General features: G+C 60.6%; 17 protein-coding genes. 9 read left to right on the top strand and 8 right to left on the bottom strand.

Features of this window, described 5'->3' with window-relative positions; genetic code table 11:
* Positions 1-16: 16 nt before the first annotated feature.
* Positions 17-436 (top strand): polyribonucleotide nucleotidyltransferase, encoded by a 420-nt coding sequence (locus BSF44_RS01825; RefSeq protein ID WP_095942005.1) that lies wholly within the window; start codon positions 17-19, stop codon positions 434-436.
* 41 nt (positions 437-477) lie between these two features.
* Positions 478-1374, top strand: a complete 897-nt coding sequence (locus tag BSF44_RS01820; RefSeq protein ID WP_095942004.1) for a cation diffusion facilitator family transporter — start codon at positions 478-480, stop codon at positions 1372-1374.
* Here the strand turns inward: BSF44_RS01820 and BSF44_RS01815 are convergent.
* Positions 1368-2411, bottom strand: a complete 1044-nt coding sequence (locus BSF44_RS01815) for a DUF6515 family protein (RefSeq protein WP_095942003.1) — start codon at positions 2409-2411, stop codon at positions 1368-1370. The genes BSF44_RS01820 and BSF44_RS01815 overlap by 7 nt on opposite strands.
* Before the next feature lie 452 nt (positions 2412-2863).
* Here BSF44_RS01815 and BSF44_RS01810 point away from each other — a divergent pair, with 452 nt between their 5' ends.
* Complete coding sequence (locus BSF44_RS01810) at positions 2864-3343, top strand: Lrp/AsnC family transcriptional regulator (protein WP_007937367.1); 480 nt, start codon at positions 2864-2866, stop codon at positions 3341-3343.
* Positions 3344-3542: 199 nt separating this feature from the next.
* Positions 3543-3752: a DUF2788 domain-containing protein gene (locus BSF44_RS01805; protein WP_003228500.1), complete on the top strand. Its 210-nt coding sequence runs from the start codon at positions 3543-3545 to the stop codon at positions 3750-3752.
* Here the strand turns inward: BSF44_RS01805 and BSF44_RS01800 are convergent.
* The 4 genes from BSF44_RS01800 to BSF44_RS01785 all read right to left on the bottom strand — a co-directional run bounded on the left by BSF44_RS01800 (position 3747) and on the right by BSF44_RS01785 (position 10230).
* A complete protein-coding gene (locus tag BSF44_RS01800; protein ID WP_095942002.1) occupies positions 3747-4382 on the bottom strand; it encodes a pseudouridine synthase in 636 nt (211 codons plus the stop codon). The two genes, BSF44_RS01805 and BSF44_RS01800, sit on opposite strands and share 6 nt — an antisense overlap.
* A 71-nt stretch (positions 4383-4453) precedes the next feature.
* Positions 4454-5953 carry an AMP nucleosidase gene (gene amn / locus BSF44_RS01795; RefSeq protein WP_172435290.1) on the bottom strand — a complete coding sequence of 500 codons (1500 nt, stop codon included), beginning with the start codon at positions 5951-5953 and terminating at the stop codon, positions 4454-4456.
* Positions 5954-6121: 168 nt separating this feature from the next.
* Positions 6122-7771, bottom strand: coding sequence for an acyl-CoA dehydrogenase family protein (locus BSF44_RS01790; RefSeq protein ID WP_095942001.1), 1650 nt, complete (start codon positions 7769-7771; stop codon positions 6122-6124).
* Between the two features lie 74 nt (positions 7772-7845).
* Complete coding sequence (locus BSF44_RS01785) at positions 7846-10230, bottom strand: hybrid sensor histidine kinase/response regulator (RefSeq protein ID WP_095942000.1); 2385 nt, start codon at positions 10228-10230, stop codon at positions 7846-7848.
* A gap of 304 nt (positions 10231-10534) precedes the next feature.
* Between BSF44_RS01785 and BSF44_RS01780 the strand changes: the two genes are divergently transcribed.
* The 4 genes from BSF44_RS01780 (at position 10535) to BSF44_RS01765 (ending at position 14079) form a co-directional block, all read left to right on the top strand.
* Positions 10535-11332, top strand: a complete 798-nt coding sequence (locus tag BSF44_RS01780) for a hydroxymethylpyrimidine/phosphomethylpyrimidine kinase (RefSeq protein ID WP_095941999.1) — start codon at positions 10535-10537, stop codon at positions 11330-11332.
* Between the two features lie 31 nt (positions 11333-11363).
* Entirely contained in the window at positions 11364-11987 is a 624-nt protein-coding gene (gene thiE, locus BSF44_RS01775) for a thiamine phosphate synthase (protein WP_095941998.1), read from the top strand.
* Positions 11988-12015: 28 nt separating this feature from the next.
* Positions 12016-13299, top strand: a complete 1284-nt coding sequence (hemL, locus tag BSF44_RS01770; protein WP_056728829.1) for a glutamate-1-semialdehyde 2,1-aminomutase — start codon at positions 12016-12018, stop codon at positions 13297-13299.
* A 225-nt stretch (positions 13300-13524) separates the two neighbouring features.
* The gene (locus tag BSF44_RS01765) at positions 13525-14079 is read left to right on the top strand and encodes a tetratricopeptide repeat protein (protein ID WP_095941997.1); all 555 of its coding nucleotides are present in this window, start codon (positions 13525-13527) and stop codon (positions 14077-14079) included.
* A gap of 131 nt (positions 14080-14210) precedes the next feature.
* Here the strand turns inward: BSF44_RS01765 and BSF44_RS01760 are convergent, their stop codons facing one another.
* The 3 genes from BSF44_RS01760 to BSF44_RS01755 form a co-directional block, all read right to left on the bottom strand.
* Complete coding sequence (locus BSF44_RS01760; protein WP_256588931.1) at positions 14211-15047, bottom strand: IS3 family transposase; 837 nt, start codon at positions 15045-15047, stop codon at positions 14211-14213.
* Positions 15044-15349 carry an IS3 family transposase gene (locus BSF44_RS30585; RefSeq protein WP_008047186.1) on the bottom strand — a complete coding sequence of 102 codons (306 nt, stop codon included), beginning with the start codon at positions 15347-15349 and terminating at the stop codon, positions 15044-15046. The genes BSF44_RS01760 and BSF44_RS30585 overlap by 4 nt, the downstream gene beginning before the upstream one ends.
* Before the next feature lie 101 nt (positions 15350-15450).
* Entirely contained in the window at positions 15451-15780 is a 330-nt protein-coding gene (locus BSF44_RS01755; protein WP_008052403.1) for a DUF1820 family protein, read from the bottom strand.
* Between the two features lie 136 nt (positions 15781-15916).
* Here BSF44_RS01755 and miaB point away from each other — a divergent pair, with 136 nt between their 5' ends.
* Positions 15917-17245: a tRNA (N6-isopentenyl adenosine(37)-C2)-methylthiotransferase MiaB gene (gene miaB, locus BSF44_RS01750; protein ID WP_095941996.1), complete on the top strand. Its 1329-nt coding sequence runs from the start codon at positions 15917-15919 to the stop codon at positions 17243-17245.
* Positions 17246-17411: the final 166 nt, after the last annotated feature.

Raw genomic sequence — 17411 nt, 5'->3', positions numbered from 1 at the left:
ACTCAGGAGATTTCATATGCGTGCTCCCTTTCGCCTGATTGGCGGTGTTCTGGTCGCAACCTTGCTGACTCAAGTAACCGCCTGCGGGTCGATCTTCTACCCGGATCGCCGTGGCCAGATCGAAGGCAAGATCGACCCGGCTATCGCCGCGCTCGACGCCGTGGGCCTGCTGTTCTACATCATCCCCGGCCTGATCGCGTTTGCCGTGGACTTCGCCACCGGTGCGATTTACTACGCGCCAGGAGAGACCGCCCAGGTCGACCCGCAAAAACTCAAGGACGCCATCGGTCCCGACGGAAAAGTCGATAACCGCAAGTTGCAGACTATTCTGGAAAGCGAACTGGGCCGCAGCTTCCCGCTGGACGATCCACGCTTGATCCAGAGCAAAGGCAGCGCCCGGCAACTGGCGATGTTCGGCCTGCAACCAGCGGCGTAATCCCTACGCGCGAAAGGACTCTTCAAGGAATGATGGCCCCTATGACCTCCAGCTCCGAACACGCCCGCCTGCTGCGGCTGGCGACCCGTGCCTCGGTGGCGGTGGCGTGCATCCTGATCGTCGCCAAGGCCATCGCCTGGTGGCTGAGCGGCTCGGTGAGCATGCTTGCCGGGCTCACCGACTCGACACTCGACGGCGTCACGTCATTGCTCAACCTGCTGGCGGTGCATTACGCCCTGCGCCCCGCCGACAATGATCATCGCTACGGGCACGGCAAGGCCGAGTCGCTGGCGGGCATGGCCCAGGCGTTGTTCATTGGCGGCAGTGCGGTGCTGATCGCGTTGCAAGCCTATGATCGGCTCAAACATCCCGAACCGGTCGGCGCGCCGTGGATCAGTATCGGCGTGATTGTGTTCTCCCTCGTCCTGACCCTGGCGTTGTTGATGTTTCAACATAAGGTGGTCAAGGCCACCGGCTCCAACGCGGTGCACGCCGACTCCCTGCACTACCGCTCGGACATGCTGCTCAACGGCAGCATTCTGATCGCACTGGTGTTGGCCGGGTTTGGACTGCATCAGGTCGACCCCTGGTTTGGCCTGGGGATCGCCGCCTACATTCTCTGGAGCGCGGTACAGATCGCCCGGGAGAGCTTTGCGGTGTTGATGGATGAAGAACTGCCGCCGGAGGTCAGCCAGCACATGCTGGAATTGGCATGCAGCGTGCCCGGTGTGCTGGGTGCCCATGACCTGCGCACGCGGATCTCCGGCAACCAGTGGTTTGTGCAGTTGCATCTGGAGCTGCCGGGGGAGCTGACGTTATCCGTTGCCCACGGCATCAGCGATCAGGCGGCCGCAGCGATTCATACCGCCTACCCGCGAGCCGAAGTGCTGGTGCACGCCGACCCGCAGGAAGTGGTGAAAGCCGCCAAGGATCAGTAAGTCACCTGATAACCGCGACTGCTCAGGCAGTTGCCCTGGGCCTGTCGGTAGGTTTGCACCACCGACGGGTCTGGCTGGTAGGTGGCGGTTCGTGGATCGAAACCACTCTGCTGCACCGCGTATTGATAGCACTCGTAGCCATCCCGACTGACCTGCTCCGGCGACTGACCATTGGCTGGATACGCCACCACGTCATAACCATTGTTGCCGGCGGGCGGTTGCGGTTGGCCAACCGGCGGTTCGACCACGACATAGTCCTGAGTGCTTTCCTGATAGGCGTAATAGGAACCCGCCGCCAGGAACAGCAATACCCCACCGATCCACACTTGCTGGGCGTAATCGGGCAGGTATCTGACGCGAATCCCGCGCGGTGGCTCTACCACCTCATAACGAGGGCCCAGCGGTCGATACCAGTAGCCACCGGAATAGTAGTAATCCATGCCACGGTAAGGCACGCGGAAGTTGCGCTCGGGGAAGCGGTCGATCACCTGGCCGGGGCGATACCTGGGGCCTGGCCCCCAGCCGTTACCATGGTCACTCGGGTGCCCTTGCCTGTGATTATCATAGGACGGTGCGATTGTGTAGCCATTCCAGCGCTGGTTGTAATCGTTGCGACGCGGCTGGTCCTGGTAGTAACCGCGCTGCGGCTGCTGGGTCTGGCGCACGGTGTCGGGCCGGGGCTGGATTGGCATGTCAGTGGCCGGCATCTGTGGCATTGGCAGCGGCGAGCGCACCTGGCTGTTGAAATCCGGCGCTGGACGGCTCTGCCTCTGGTCATTGTTTTGACGTTGATCCTGGCCGCGGTGCTCGTATTGGCGATTGTCGTTGTTCTGCGCCCGGGGTTGATTCTGCTGCTGGCCGTTTTGCGGATGCGGCTGGTTGCCGCCGCCATGGCCCTGGTTATCGCCCTGATGACCATCCTGGCCGTGTCGCCCGCCATCATGGCCACGGTTTTGCTGCTCATCGGCCATCGTTTGCGCGCAGACACTGACACACAGCAAACCAACGCCGGCCAAACGCCAGATGCGCGATTTCATGCTTTACCTCATTGCGGGTAAGGGCCTGTACGTAAGACTGGGAAAGCAGTGGCCGGTTCTGCGACAGGTTATCTGTCACGCAACTTATTTTTTGAGGCCGGCTCTTCAATTCACGGCAGCAAATTCCACACGCAAGAAAAAGGGGAGACCCGTCGGCCTCCCCTTGGAGAACTTCGTCCTGGCTCGACGCTTGTGGCGTCGGCTCACCTCACGCCGTCTTCTGGACAGTGTGTAGCTCGGGGGCCGGCACATCCCCGGTGGGGGTGGCGACCGCGGCGGGCCTGATTCGGCGAGCCGCACTGGACTGTTTGTCCGAGCAGTGATTCTGGTGATAAGAATAGGCCGAGAGCGTTGGCAGAAGATTGCGAAGATTGCTGAATTAAACATCACTTGCGCAATTTTTAACCCAGGATACATAATCCTCCGCAATAGTTACGACAAAGGACCGTTTGATGAGCAAGCTCGACCGTTACGACCTGAGTATTCTGGCGGAATTGCAGCGCGACGCACGCATCTCCAACCAGGAGCTGGCCGAGCGCATTGGCCTGTCGCCTTCGCCGTGCTCGCGGCGGGTCAAGCAACTGGAAGACGACGGCTACATTTCCCGCCAGGTCGCCCTGCTCGACCGCAAGATGCTCGGCCTGAGCCTGACCGCTTACGTGCTGATCGGCATGGACCGTCACACGCCGGAGCGTTTCGAGAATTTCGAAGCGGCCATCCGCACCTTGCCCCAGGTGCTCGAATGCAGCCTGGTGACCGGGATGGATGCCGACTATCAACTCAAGGTCGTGGTGCCGGACATGGACCACTACCAGAAACTGCTGCTGGGGCATCTGACGCGGATTGAAGGCGTGACTAGCGTGCGTTCGAGTTTTGTATTGAATCAGGTTTTGAACAGCACCGAACTGCCTTTGACTCATCTGCGTAGCTGAAGACGCTTTCGCGAGCAGGCTCGCTCCCACAATGAATCTCCAGCGCATGTGAGATCCCTGTGGGAGCGAGCCTGCTCGCGAAGAGGCCTGCACGGGCGACGAATGACTGCGACACACCGACGCAGGTCAATACAGCGCGAACCCGCGCAGGCGTATACTCCCCGCGCCCTTTTAGCCACGCCCGCGCTGGAGATGTTCGATGGATCCTGCCGTTTTCGAAGAATGGATGATGACCGGTCTGGTCAGCATCCTGATCATTTTCATGGGTTTCATCGTCTGGGATCTGGCAAAGAAGTCCAAGGCCGGGCGCTTTGGCTCGTTCATTCTGTTCTTCGTACTGGGCCTGGGCGTGGCGGCGTTCATCATCAAGAGCGTGGTGATCGGCCTGATCGAATCCGGCGCCTTATAAGCTCGCCGGTACTTCTTTCCACTGCCCTTGATCGAGCCCTTCGATCGTCCAGTCGCCGATTCTGACCCGCACCAGACGCAAGGTCGGTAACCCGACCGCCGCCGTCATGCGCCGCACCTGCCGGTTGCGCCCTTCGCGAATCACCAACTCCAGCCAACTGGTCGGCACGCTTTTACGAAAGCGCACCGGCGGATTGCGCGGCCACAGCTCGGGCTCGTCCAGTTGCCGCGCCTCGGCGGGCAAGGTCATGCCGTCATTCAATTCGACGCCGTCACGCAAGCGCTGCAACTGCTCAGTGCTCGGTTCGCCTTCGACCTGTACCCAATAGGTCTTGGCCAGCTTGTGTTTCGGGTCGGCGATCCGCGCCTGAAGCTGGCCGTCGTTGGTCAGCAGCAGCAAGCCTTCGCTGTCGCGGTCCAGCCGTCCGGCCGGATAGATTCCCGGTACATCGATGTAATCCTTGAGGGTCGCGCGCCCTTCGCCATCACTGAATTGCGTCAGCACATCGAAAGGTTTGTTGAACAGGATCAACTTCGGCTCGGCCGGTGGTGCCTTGGCGACACGGCGAGGGGCTGAAGGTGAAGGTTTCGCGCCAGGGCGGCGGGAAACGGGGCGTTGAGGACGGGACATGGCGGAGAGAACATCTAGCGATCAGGGCTGCTAATGCTAGTGCCCTGACCGCCAAATGACCATGACAAACGTTAGCGGAACGGCGGCTCGTCGAAGCTGCGCAGTTTGCGCGAGTGCAGCGAGTTGAGTTCGGTGCGCAACAGATCCACCGCCTCGATACCGATCTTCAAGTGCTGGCTGACCGCGCGTTCATAGAAGGCGTTGGCCGAGCCCGGCAACTTGATTTCGCTGTGCAGCGGTTTGTCCGAGACGCACAGCAACGTGCCGTACGGCACCCGCAAACGATAACCCTGGGCTGCGATGGTGCCACTTTCCATGTCCACCGCCACGGCGCGGGACAGGTTGATCAGCGGCCGCTCCTGCGCCCAGCGCAGCTCCCAGTTACGGTCGTCGTAGGTCAGCACGGTGCCGGTACGCAGGCGTTTCTTCAGTTCGTCGCCCTTCTCGCCGGTGACGTTGGCCGCCGCTTGCTGAAGCGCGAGCTGTACTTCGGCCAACGCTGGAATCGGAATGTTCGGCGGCACTACCCGGTCGAGAATCCCGTCGCGACGCATGTAGGCGTGGGCCAGCACGTAATCGCCAATGGTCTGCGACTGACGCAGGCCGCCGCAGTGACCGATCATCAACCAGCAATGCGGGCGCAGAACGGCGAGGTGGTCGGTGATGTTCTTGGCGTTGGACGGGCCGACACCGATGTTGATCAGGGTCACGCCGTGGCCATCGCTGGCGATCAGGTGATAGGCCGGCATCTGGTAGCGGTGCCAGACCACCCCGGCGGCAATCGCCGAGGCTTCGCCGTGGTCCATGCTCTTGTCGATGATCACGTTGCCCGGCAGCACCATGCGCACGAAACGCGGATCGCTGCGCAGTTGCTCCAGGCCATGGACGATGAATTGATCGACGTAGCGGTGATAGTTGGTCAGCAGGATCCACGGCTGCACGTGCCGCCAGTCGCTGCCGGTGTAATGCACCAGCCGGCGCAGGGAAAAATCCACCCGGGCGGCATCGAACAGGGCCAGCGGCAATGGATCGGTGTTTTCCCAATCGTACAGACCGTCGGCAATGCCATCGGTCGCCGCCGACAGGTCGGTACTCGGGAACACCCGCGCCAGCACGGCGGCGGTGACACCGGAACCGGCCAGCTCATCGCCCTGCTCGACCACATACGGATACGGGATGTTCTGCTGGCTGACACCGACTTCCACGGTCACGGTGAAGTCGTGCATCAACGGAACGAGCTGTTCCAGCAGGTATTTACGGAAAGCCGACGGATGGGTGACGGTGACGCTGTAGGTGCCCGGTAACTGAACCTTGGCGTATGCGCGAGTGGTCTGCGGGACTTCGCCCTGGCAGTGGTAGGTCAGGCGCAATTCGGGATAGCGGAACATCGAGCGCTGTTCGGCATCGGGCTCGACACGATCCTTGAGGTAACGCTTGAGCGCCTGGCTCAGCGCGGTGGTTGCACGATTGTGCAAGTGAGCAAGCCGGTCCACGGCTTGCTCGGCGGTTTGAACGACAATAAAAGCTTCGGTCACGATCAGCATCCTGTGTTCTGACTTGCAGACCTTCATCTTGCCTGCATCGACGCTTCACGGGAACAGTAGCGTGCTGGCAATGCATCATTGAGGTATACACAGAACAACTGTAGGAGCGAGCCTGCTCGCGATAGCGGTGTATCAGCCAACACAAATGTTGAATGTCACTCCGTCATCGCGAGCAGGCTCGCTCCTACAGGTTCTTTACAGTGCTTGCGGAGTCGAGCGGGCGACAATGGCTTCCACGTCCAGGCCGCGCGGCAATGCGCCGTACACCCGGCCGCCGCCATCCAGACGACTGGTAATAAACGCATCACTGACCACCGCATTCCCGGCTTCCAGCAACAGCTTGGCCTGCAACCCCAGCGCAATGTCCTCGGTCAACTGCCGGGCACGGTACTGAATGTCGCTGGTGTCCTTGAAGGCCGCCTGCAACTGATTGATGTGCGCAGCCAGACGCTTGTCGCCATGGCCATCGCCCAACTCGCTGAACAGTGCATCGAGCACACCCGGTTCTTTCGACAGGGCACGCAGCACATCCAGGCATTGCACGTTGCCGGAGCCTTCCCAGGTCGAATTCACCGGCGCTTCACGGTAGAGGCGCGGCAGGATGCTGTCTTCGACATAACCGGCACCGCCCATGCATTCGGCCGCTTCGTTGATCATGGCCGGCGCCCGCTTGCAGATCCAGTATTTGCCCACCGCCGTCACCAGCCGAGCGAATTTGGCTTCCTGCGAATCGTCCAGATGATCAAGCGCCCAGCCCATGCGCAGGCTCAAGGCCAAGGCGGCTTCGCTTTCCAGCGCCAGATCCGCCAGCACGTTCTGCATCAACGGCTGTTCGCTGAGCAGTTTGCCGCCCACCGAACGGTGAGCGCAGTGATGGCTGGCCTGGGTCAGCGCCTGACGCATCAGCGAACTGGAGCCGACCATGCAATCGAAGCGGGTCATGGCGACCATCTCGATGATCGTCGGAACGCCACGGCCCTCTTCACCGACCATCCATGCCAGTGCGCCACGGAACTCCACTTCACTGGAGGCGTTGGAGCAATTGCCGAGCTTGTTCTTCAGGCGCTGGATGTAGAACTGATTGCGCGTATCGTCCGGACGATGGCGCGGCAGCAGGAAACAGGTCAGGCCCTTGTCGGTCTGCGCCAGGGTCAGGAAGGCGTCGCACATCGGCGCCGAGCAAAACCATTTGTGCCCCACCAGTTCATAAGCCTGGCCCGGACCGCTGGCACCGACCGGATACGCCTTGGTGGTATTGGCCCGCACATCGGTACCGCCCTGCTTCTCGGTCATGGCCATGCCGATGGTGACCCCGGCCTTGTGGGCCATGCCGACATTGCGCGGGTCGTATTCGGTGGCGAGGATTTTCGGCAGCCACTTTTCCGCCAGGTCTGGTTGCAGGCGCATGGCCGGAACGCTGGCGAAGGTCATGGTCAGCGGGCAGCCGCTGCCGGCTTCGGCCTGGCTGTGCAAGTACGTCATGGAAGCGCGGGCCACGTGGGCGCCGGACTGCGGATGAGCCCAGGGCAATGAGGTCAAGCCGTGCTCAACCGCCGTGCGCATCAGCTCGTGATAGGCCGGATGAAATTCCACCAGGTCGATGCGATGACCAAACCGGTCATGGCTGTTGAACACCGGCTTGTTCTGATTGGCCAGGAACCCGGCCTCCATCAACGGGCCACCGGCCAGCGCGCCATAGGCGTCGATCCGCGATTCGGCCCAACCGGCCCCGAACCGCCGCGACCACTCCTGCAACGGCAAGTCGATGCGGTACAGGTTGGCGCCGTCCAGTGACGGAGGCTGGTTGGTGACTTCGTGGGTTTCGGCGAACTGATGCAGGTTCATGACAGGGCTCCTTTGGTCGGCCAAGGGACTTCAGTTAAGCACCGCCCCTCGGCCGATCAAAGTGTCATATCCGCCTAACTGTCGGCGCTTTCGCCCTGTTGTGAGCAGAGCACGCGGCGGTAGAGGGCGGCCTGCAAGTCTTCGAATTTCACCGGTTTGTTCAAGTGATCTATCACCGCGCCGGTCGGGCAGCGCTCACGGTCACCGCCCAGGGCGATCAGGAACAACGGCAGTTCGGCATAACCGGGTAACGCGCGGATCCGGCAGCACACCGACTCACCGTCCTGCTGTGGCAACTGACAATCGACCAGCACCGCGTCAAACACTTCGCGCCGCAAGAGACCGAGCGCGGCATCGACGCTGTCGGCCGTACGTACGCGAAAGCCCAGCTTGAGCAACATGCCGCGCATCACCAACTGGCTGATGCCGTTGTCATCCACCAACAGCACGGCACAATCCTGAGGCAAGCGCAGGCGCGGAAAATCCCTGGTCATCAACGGCGTCACCGGACGCTCGGCCAGCGACAGCCCGACTTCCACATCCAGCTGAAACCGGCTGCCGCGTCCTGGCTCGGAGCGATGAGTCAGGCGTCCACCGAGCAATTCGACCAACTGTCGGCAGATCGCCAGGCCAACCCCCAGGCCACCGTATTCACGGGTCATCGAGCCGTCGAGCTGGAAGAAGCGTTGATACATCGTGGCCTCCCCCAAATCGGTGAAGCCAATGCCCGTGTCGATCACTGCAAAGGTCAAGGCCAGACGGTCGGGCTCAATGGCCTTGCCGCTCACCCGCAGGGCCAGGCCGCCGACCCTGGTGAACTTGATGGCGTTATCCAGCAGGCATTCCAGGCACTGCGCAATCTTGACGTTATCGCCGTGCAAGCGATCCGGCACACCTGGCGCGACATCGACCTTGAAGTCCAGCGACTTGCTCGACGCGTTGCCCTCGAACTGCGTGCGCAGAGCCTCGACCACGCCACGCAAGCTGAAGGTGTCGGCCGAGGCCTTGAGTTTGCCGGCCTGCAATTCGGTGAGGGTGAGGATGCCGTTGACCATGCGCATCATGTCCCGGGCCGATCCAGACGCCGTCTGCTGATACTGCTCAAGCTCCGGGTCCATCTCGACCGTCTGCATCAGTTCCAGCGAACCGATCACACCGTTCATGGGCGTGCGCAATTCGTGGGTCAGGGTGGCAAGGAACTCGTCCTTGAGCTTGTTACTGCGGGCCAGTTGCTGGTTGAGGACTTCAAGCTTCTGGCTGGCGTCGAACAGGGTTTGAGCCTGCTGCTCGCGCATGGCGTTGATGCGGTCGGCCAGCGCCAGGGACAGCAGCGCCACTTCGATGGCCGAGCCGATCTGGCTGGAATACATGGTCAGGAACACGTTCGGCAAGTACCCCAGCACCATCAGCGTATTGATGATGCCGCCGAGCAAAAACGCCGACCAGGCAATGATGAAATACCGCGCCACCCGCAGCCCTCGCAGCCAGGCAAAGATCCCGGCGGCAAAAATCACCACGGTGAACGTCAGCGCCAGGGCCGTGGCCAGGCGCAGGGCCAGGGCGTAGCTGGTCATCAATGACAGGCCGACCACCAGCGCACTGAAGGCAACCAGCGCCAGCAACAGGCGGTCAAGCCAGCGACTGTGGGTAGCCATTTGCAGGAAACTGCGGGCGAACTGACTGCCGAACAGCCCCGCACAGCCGATGAAAAACGGCGTAGCGGCGTTGGCCCACCATGGATTGTCCGGCCAGAAATACTGCACCGCCGCACCGTTTACCGACAGCTGATACAAGCCGAACGAGGCGATATAGAAGATGTAGTAGAGGTAACTGGTGTCGCGCACGCTGAGGTAGATGAACAGGTTGTAGACCAGCATTCCCAACAGCACCCCGTAGATCAGCCCCAGTACGTAGAGGCGCACGGGCTGCTCTTCGAGGTAGGCGGTGCTCGACCACAAGGTGACGGGCGCCTGGATCGAGCCTTCGCTTTGCAAGCGCATGAAAACGGTTTCGGCCTGGTCCGGCTTGAACGTCAGGTCGAACAGATAGTTATTCTGACGAATCTCGCGGCTGGCGAAGGGCAAGGCATCGCCGGTCTGACTGACCAACTGATAGTTGCCCGCCGCATCCGGCAAATAGAGATCGAGACGATCGAGGGGCGGATAGGCCAGTTCCAGCAGCCAGGTCCTTTGCGCCGCCGGATTGGCCGGACGGTAATGCAGGTCGATTTTCAGCCAGAACACCGAACGTGAGTACCCGGCGTTGAGCGTGTCCTTGTGGTGCGGTTTGAAGTTGCCGGCCGCCGCATGCGCACGGATATCCGCGATGGTCGCCTGACCACCTGCATCCTCATAGACCTGCAGGGTTCGGCCCAAGGGGAGGCTTTGAGTGAACTCGTCGAACTCGACGGCGTTTGCCAGGAGGGGCAAACACAACAGCAACATCAGCAAATAGCGCATTGAAGCCCCAGCGTGGCCTGTCCGGTTCTGTCAGGAAGCCCCCCATTCCTTTTGAGCAGACGTAAAACCGGCATCACCTGTTATTGGTTTGGATCCACTCTAGCATAGCCGCTGATGGCCATTGAATACCATTGAAATTTTTCATGAAAAGGCTCTAGGACGGGCATTTCAGCGACACCACTGAACGATTATCAATGGCAAAAAAATCACCATGGCGAGGGGGCAAGTCCCCCCACCACAATGTATCGACCAAACACACCGCCACAACACCCGAAAAACAGGTTTGGTGGTAAGCTCGCGCACCATGAATATCTACAGTTCTCGCCCCGTTGTCCTCTGTCTCTCCGGCCACGACCCAAGTGGTGGCGCCGGCTTGCAGGCAGATATCGAAGCCCTGCTCGCTCAGGGTTGCCATGCGGCTCCGGCCGTCACCGCCCTGACCGTGCAAGACACCGTCAATGTCACGGACTTCCGCGTCCTGGACCGTGAGTGGGTACTGGCCCAGGCCAATGCCGTGCTCAACGATTCCGAAGTCGCGGCGGTCAAGCTGGGCATGCTCGGTTCTCTGGAAATGGTCGACACCGTGGTCGAACTGCTTTCGGCGCACCCGCACTTGCCGGTGGTCTGCGACCCGGTGCTGCGCGCCGGCGGCGGCGGACGCCTGGGCAAGGATGAAGTCGGCTACGCCATGCGCGAACGCCTGCTGCCCCTGTCGATCATAGCGACCCCCAACCTTCCCGAAGCCCGTATCCTCGCCGAACTGCCCGACGGCACCGCGGACGAGTGCGCTGAAAAACTCCTGCCGTTCGTCAAACACCTGCTGATCACCGGCGGCCATGGCGACGAAACTGAAATCCACAATCGCCTGTACAGCCGCGATGGCCTGCGCGAAACCTATACCTGCCAGCGTTTGCCGGGCAGTTATCACGGTTCCGGATGCACCCTGGCCAGTGCCCTGGCCGGTCGTCTGGCCCAGGGCGAAAACCTCGCCAGTGCCGTGCAGACCGCGCTTAACTACACATGGCGCACCCTGCGTGATGCCGAGCAACTGGGCAAAGGCCAGTTCGTGCCGCGCCGCTTGCCACTGGATTTCTGTTCGTAACTTCTCTTTGTAATGCGGTGAGGCTTGTCCGATGAAACTACGTGGCCTGTACGCCATTACCGACAGCCATTTGCTGGACGGTAAGTTGCTCAAGTACGTGGAGGCGGCGCTCGAAGGCGGCGTCACCTTGCTGCAATACCGCGACAAGAGCAGCGACGACGCCCGTCGCCTGCGTGAGGCCGAAGCCTTGCGCGGGTTGTGCGAACGCTACAAGACGCAGTTGATCATCAACGACGACGCCGAGTTGGCGGCACGCCTGAACGTGGGCGTGCACCTGGGCCAGACCGACGGCCCGCTGACTCCGGCCCGCGCACTGCTCGGGCGCCAGGCGATCATCGGTTCAACCTGTCATGCGCAGCTCGAACTGGCCGAGCAGGCCGCCAAGGAAGGTGCCAGCTATGTCGCCTTTGGCCGCTTCTTCAACTCCAACACCAAGCCCGGCGCCCCGACCTGCAGCCTCGACCTGCTCGACCAGGCCCGCAAGCAGTTGCACTTGCCGATCTGCGCGATCGGCGGCATCACCCTGGATAACGCCGCCCCGCTGGTGGCCCATGGCGTCGATCTGTTGGCGGTGGTGCATGGCCTGTTTGGCGCCGAGAGCACGGCTGAGGTCACCCGCCGCGCCCGCGCCTTCAACGAATTGTTTTCTATTTAAGCTTTAAATCTGATTTGAGAGCCCGATCATGTCTCGTTCCGAAACCCTGTTTGCCAATGCCCAGAAACACATTCCCGGTGGCGTGAACTCGCCGGTTCGCGCGTTCAAAAGTGTCGGCGGCACTCCGCTGTTCTTCAAACACGCCGAAGGCGCCTACGTCACCGACGAAGACGACAAGCGCTATGTGGATTACGTCGGTTCCTGGGGTCCGATGATTCTCGGCCACAGCCACCCGGACGTACTGGACGCCGTGCGCAAGCAGCTTGAGCACGGCCTGTCCTACGGCGCCCCGACCGAGATGGAAACCCAGATGGCCGACCTGGTCTGCTCTCTGGTGCCGTCGATGGAAATGGTGCGCATGGTCAGCTCCGGCACTGAAGCGACCATGAGCGCCATTCGCCTGGCCCGTGGCTTCACAGGCCGCGACAGCATCATCAAATTCGAAGGCTGCTACCACGGTCACTCCGACAGCCTGCTGGTCAAGGCCGGTTCCGGCGCACTGACCCAGGGCGTACCGAGCTCGGCCGGTGTACCGGCGGCATTCGCCAAACACACCCTGACCCTGCCGTTCAACGACATCGACGCGGTAGAAACCATGCTCGCCGAAGTCGGCCAGGACGTGGCCTGCATCATCGTCGAGCCAGTAGCCGGCAACATGAACTGCGTGCCGCCGGCACCGGGTTTCCTCGAAGGCCTGCGGACCCTGTGCGACAAGCACGGCGTGGTGCTGATTTTCGACGAAGTGATGACCGGTTTCCGTGTCGCCCTCGGCGGCGCCCAGGCGTACTACGGCGTGACGCCGGACCTGACCACCTTCGGCAAGATCATCGGTGGCGGCATGCCGGTCGGCTGCTTCGGCGGCAAGCGTGAAATCATGCAGCGCATCGCCCCACTGGGCCCGGTCTACCAGGCAGGCACGCTGTCCGGCAACCCGCTGGCGATGGCCGCCGGCCTGACCACACTGCGCCTGATCAGCCGCCCGGGCTTCCACGCCGAGCTGACCGACTACACCACTCGCCTGCTCGACGGCCTGCAACAGCGCGCCGATGCGGCCGGCATTCCGTTCGTGACCACCCAGGCCGGCGGCATGTTCGGCCTGTACTTCAGCGGTGCCGACGATATCGTCACCTTCGATGACGTCATGGCCAGCGACGCAGCCCTGTTCGGTCGTTTCTTCCACCTGATGCTCGAAGGTGGCGTGTACCTGGCACCGAGTGCATTCGAAGCCGGTTTCACTTCGATCGCCCACGGCGAAGCTGAACTGAAGCTGACCCTGGACGCCGCCGAGCGCGCCTTCGCGGCCTTGAAGTAACGCTCAAATGCTGACGTTGGCCCTTGCCAGCGTCAGCTTTCGCCTGCATTCCCACGTTTTTTCCTGCTCCTCTGCTGATAATCCCCCGCAAAGTGGGTGATAAATTTCCCGCGCAGCAGAAAAACGAGTAAAGACTTTGTAAGGTTGGCCCTGCTTATTTCATAATGCGCGCTTATTGGATCCCCTCGATGGGTCCGCGCGCCCTTCAGAGGTAAGTCGATTCCCATGAACCGCACCGGCCGCACCCTTGCACTGGGCTGCCTGTTGCTTCTTCAGCCCCTGCTCGCGCACGCACAAGCAGGCGGCAACTCGTTGTTAATCCCAGCGATGGGTCGCTGCACCCTCAATACCCAGCCGCAAGACCTGGAACAGGCGCTCACCGCCTGCCAGAAAGCGTCGGAAGAAGGGGATGCGCAAGCGCAATACGAGTTGGGTGAGTTCTACTACGAAGGCAAAAACACGCCGCGCGACCTCAATCAAGCCCTGAGCTATTTCGAAAAAGCCTCGCTGCAAGGCCACGCCCAGGCACAATTCAAACTCGGCACCATGTTCTTCCACGGCGAAGGCGTGCCGGCCAATAACGTTCAGGCGTACATCCTGCTGAAGATGGCGGCGGTCAATGGCGCCGAAGAGGCCCTGGACACCGCCGACGAAGTCACCGAAAAGATGCCCCGCGAAGAGCTGGAGCTTGCTACCCAGGTGCTCGGGCAAATCTTCCGTAAATACTTGATGGAACTGCAGAGCGCTGACGGGCGTACGCCGTTCGCGCCACTGCCCTGATTCTTGGCTTGATCTGACTGGCCCCCAATCGCGAGCAGGCTCGCTCCTACACTGGAACCTCCAAACACTGAAGACCAACTGTAGGAGCGAGCCTGAACTGGTCAAGTAATCCCGGACACCGGTTACGGTGTTTATGCCGCTTTCTGCTCCATGGCTATTGGCGACAGATAGTTGTTGTAGCTGTGGAGCCTGGTGCGGTTGTAGTACAGGAAGAAGCGCACCATATCGGTTTTTGCTTCCTCGATCTTGCTGTAGCCACTGCGAGGCACCCATTCTGATTTCAGCGTGCCGAAAAATCGCTCTGTTGGAGCGTTGTCCCAGCACTGCCCGCGATGACTCATGCTTTGCAAAATGCCATGACGCTTCAGTTCCTCTTGAAACTTGCGACTGGTGTACTGACAGCCCTGATCCGAATGGAACATCAGTCCAGGAGGACACGTTCGAACCTCTGTTGCCATGCGTAGCGCCTTGCTGACCAAGTTGGCGTCATTGACCAGCGAAAACGCCCAACCAATGACCCGACGAGCAAACAAGTCGATCACGATGGCCAAATGAACCCAGCGTTTGCCCACCATCAAACTGGTAACGTCGCCGCACCAGACCTGATCGACTGCGGTCGGTTTGAAATCGCGCTTGAGCCGATTGGGCGCGACAAATGCTTCAACGCCTTTGGATCTGAATGGGTGAGGCTGACGTTGTTTACTGACAATGTTGGCCTCCCTCATCAGCACTCTGACAAGGCCTCTTCCGATCGCGATGTTTTGGGACTTCAGGTTCTTGCTGATCATTCTGGAACCCATAGCTTCCCGGCTTTCGCTGTGCAGTTCAACCACTTTCAGCTTGAGTTCTTCACGTCTGATCCGCGGTTTGGCTCGCCGTTGAATCCATTCATAAAAGCTGCTGCGCTTCACATCGAAAACACGGCACACAATGGCAGTCGGGAATGACTCTCTTAGTTCCGCAATCATCGAAAACGATCGGGATCCGACATCAAGAGAGCGGTAGCCTTTTTTAAGATCTCGGCTTCCATCTCCATGCGCTTGATCTTGGCCTTTAGTTCCTGGATCTGCCGTTGATCTTCGGTAATCGCCTTGGTGCCCTTGACTGGCTGTCCCTCGCGTTCCTTGCGAACCTGATCGACCCAGCGCCGTAAAGCGGTAGGCCCGATGTCCAGCGATGCACACACGTCTGGAACCGGACAGTTATCATCAAGCACCATGCTGGCAGCATGCAGCTTGAATTCACGGGTATAGACCTTTCTTTCGTTCATGGAACCTCCAAGTTGGCGAAATCATATCGCCCTTAAGAGGTGTCCGGAATTATTAGGCCAGTTCAGCCTGCTCGCGATTGGGGGTGACTAGGTCTCGCGACTTACTTCTCAGGCATCGGCATCGGAAACGGCATGACATTGCCGACCGCGCCACGGGCTTCGCTGATTTTCGGTGTTCCCATACGCTCGACTTCGTCGATACGCACGATCGAATGCATCGGCACAAAACTGCGCACCACGCCTTCGAACTGAGCCTTGAGTTTTTCTTCGCTCGGATCGACGACCACTTGCGTGCGCTCGCCAAAGACGAACTCTTCCACTTCCAGAAAGCCCCACAGATCACTTTGATAGATCTGCTTGGCGTACATTTCGAACACCTGGCCCTGGTTGAGGAAAATCACCTTGTAGATTGGAGCTTCACGTTTGGTCATGGCGGGCGAGCAACACATCGGGGGATAAAAATGAGGGCGCGAACTATAGCATAGCCATTGGACGCGCAGCGGTAGGAACCTGGGTACATGTTCCCTATAATGCGCGGTTCTTTGAATCACGTGATGACTCTATTCCATGGCCAAGAAGCTTTACATCGAAACCCACGGTTGCCAGATGAACGAGTACGACAGCTCGCGCATGGTCGATCTGCTGGGCGAACATCAGGCCCTGGAAGTCACCGCCCGCGCTGAAGACGCCGATGTGATCCTGCTCAACACCTGCTCGATCCGCGAACGTGCACAGGACCGTGTCTATTCCCAGCTCGGCCGCTGGCGCGAACTGAAGCTGGCCAACCCTGACATGGTGATCGCCGTCGGCGGTTGCGTGGCCAGCCAGGAAGGCGCCGCCATCCGCGATCGCGCGCCGTACGTCGACGTGGTCTTCGGCCCGCAGACTCTGCACCGCCTGCCGGAAATGATCGACGCCGCGCGCATCACCAAGCTGCCGCAAGTCGACGTCTCGTTCCCGGAAATCGAAAAATTCGACCATTTGCCCGAACCCCGCATCGACGGCCCGAGCGCTTACGTGTCGGTGATGGAAGGCTGCAGCAAATACTGCACCTTCTGCGTGGTGCCCTACACCCGTGGCGAGGAGGTCAGCCGGCCGTTCGACGATGTGCTTGCCGAGATCATTCACCTGGCCGAAAACGGCGTGCGGGAAGTGACGCTACTGGGGCAAAACGTCAACGGCTATCGCGGGACTACTCACGATGGGCGCCTGGCCGACCTGGCCGAGCTGATCCGCGTGGTCGCTGCGGTCGAGGGCATCGACCGCATCCGTTACACCACGTCGCACCCGCTGGAATTCTCCGACAGCCTGATCCAGGCCCACGCCGACGTGCCGGAACTGGTCAAGCACCTGCACTTGCCGGTGCAATCGGGCTCGGACCGCATCCTCGCCGCGATGAAGCGCAACCACACCGCGCTGGAATACAAATCCAAGCTGCGCAAGCTGCGCGCCGCCGTGCCGGGAATCTGTATCAGCTCGGACTTCATCGTCGGCTTCCCCGGCGAGACCGAGAAAGATTTCGAACAAACCATGAAGCTGATTGCCGACGTCGGCTTCGACTTCTCCTACTCGTTCGTCTACAGCCAGCGCCCGGGCACTCCGGCCGCCGACCTGGCGGACGACACCCCGGAAGAGCTGAAGAAAGAACGCCTGAACGCACTGCAACATCGCTTGAACCAGCAAGGTTTCGAGATCAGCCGACAAATGGTCGGTTCGATCCAGCGGATCCTGGTGACCGATTACTCGAAAAAAGACCCGGGCGAGCTGCAAGGCCGGACCGAGAATAATCGTATCGTCAATTTCCGCTGCGACAATCCGACCCTGATCGGCCAGTTCGCGGATGTGCACATCGATGCCGCGCAGCCGCACTCGTTACGGGGTTCGCTGATCCAATAACACCGAAGATCCCTGTGGGAGCGAGCTTGCTCGCGATAGCGTCAGGCCAGACAACTCATTTATTGAATGTCAGGCCGTCATCGCGAGCAAGCTCGCTCCCACAGGGGCCGCGCCAGACGCAAGGATCGGATTGCAATATTTAAGAGCTTTCGCACCCACGCCACTG

The organism is Pseudomonas sp. ACN8 (genome assembly GCF_002303925.1).
Classification (GTDB): Bacteria; Pseudomonadota; Gammaproteobacteria; order Pseudomonadales; family Pseudomonadaceae; genus Aquipseudomonas.
This window is presented reverse-complemented; position numbering and strand designations above follow the sequence as displayed.

Coding starts and splice junctions, on each gene's coding strand:
- BSF44_RS01825 (WP_095942005.1), top strand. CDS start 17: ATGCGTGCTCCCTTTCGCCTGATTGGCGGTGTTCTGGTCGCAACCTTG.
- BSF44_RS01820 (WP_095942004.1), top strand. CDS start 478: ATGACCTCCAGCTCCGAACACGCCCGCCTGCTGCGGCTGGCGACCCGT.
- BSF44_RS01815 (WP_095942003.1), bottom strand. CDS start 2,411: ATGAAATCGCGCATCTGGCGTTTGGCCGGCGTTGGTTTGCTGTGTGTC.
- BSF44_RS01810 (WP_007937367.1), top strand. CDS start 2,864: ATGAGCAAGCTCGACCGTTACGACCTGAGTATTCTGGCGGAATTGCAG.
- BSF44_RS01805 (WP_003228500.1), top strand. CDS start 3,543: ATGGATCCTGCCGTTTTCGAAGAATGGATGATGACCGGTCTGGTCAGC.
- BSF44_RS01800 (WP_095942002.1), bottom strand. CDS start 4,382: ATGTCCCGTCCTCAACGCCCCGTTTCCCGCCGCCCTGGCGCGAAACCT.
- amn (WP_172435290.1), bottom strand. CDS start 5,953: ATGAAGGTCTGCAAGTCAGAACACAGGATGCTGATCGTGACCGAAGCT.
- BSF44_RS01790 (WP_095942001.1), bottom strand. CDS start 7,771: ATGAACCTGCATCAGTTCGCCGAAACCCACGAAGTCACCAACCAGCCT.
- BSF44_RS01785 (WP_095942000.1), bottom strand. CDS start 10,230: ATGCGCTATTTGCTGATGTTGCTGTTGTGTTTGCCCCTCCTGGCAAAC.
- BSF44_RS01780 (WP_095941999.1), top strand. CDS start 10,535: ATGAATATCTACAGTTCTCGCCCCGTTGTCCTCTGTCTCTCCGGCCAC.
- thiE (WP_095941998.1), top strand. CDS start 11,364: ATGAAACTACGTGGCCTGTACGCCATTACCGACAGCCATTTGCTGGAC.
- hemL (WP_056728829.1), top strand. CDS start 12,016: ATGTCTCGTTCCGAAACCCTGTTTGCCAATGCCCAGAAACACATTCCC.
- BSF44_RS01765 (WP_095941997.1), top strand. CDS start 13,525: ATGAACCGCACCGGCCGCACCCTTGCACTGGGCTGCCTGTTGCTTCTT.
- BSF44_RS01760 (WP_256588931.1), bottom strand. CDS start 15,047: ATGATTGCGGAACTAAGAGAGTCATTCCCGACTGCCATTGTGTGCCGT.
- BSF44_RS30585 (WP_008047186.1), bottom strand. CDS start 15,349: ATGAACGAAAGAAAGGTCTATACCCGTGAATTCAAGCTGCATGCTGCC.
- BSF44_RS01755 (WP_008052403.1), bottom strand. CDS start 15,780: ATGACCAAACGTGAAGCTCCAATCTACAAGGTGATTTTCCTCAACCAG.
- miaB (WP_095941996.1), top strand. CDS start 15,917: ATGGCCAAGAAGCTTTACATCGAAACCCACGGTTGCCAGATGAACGAG.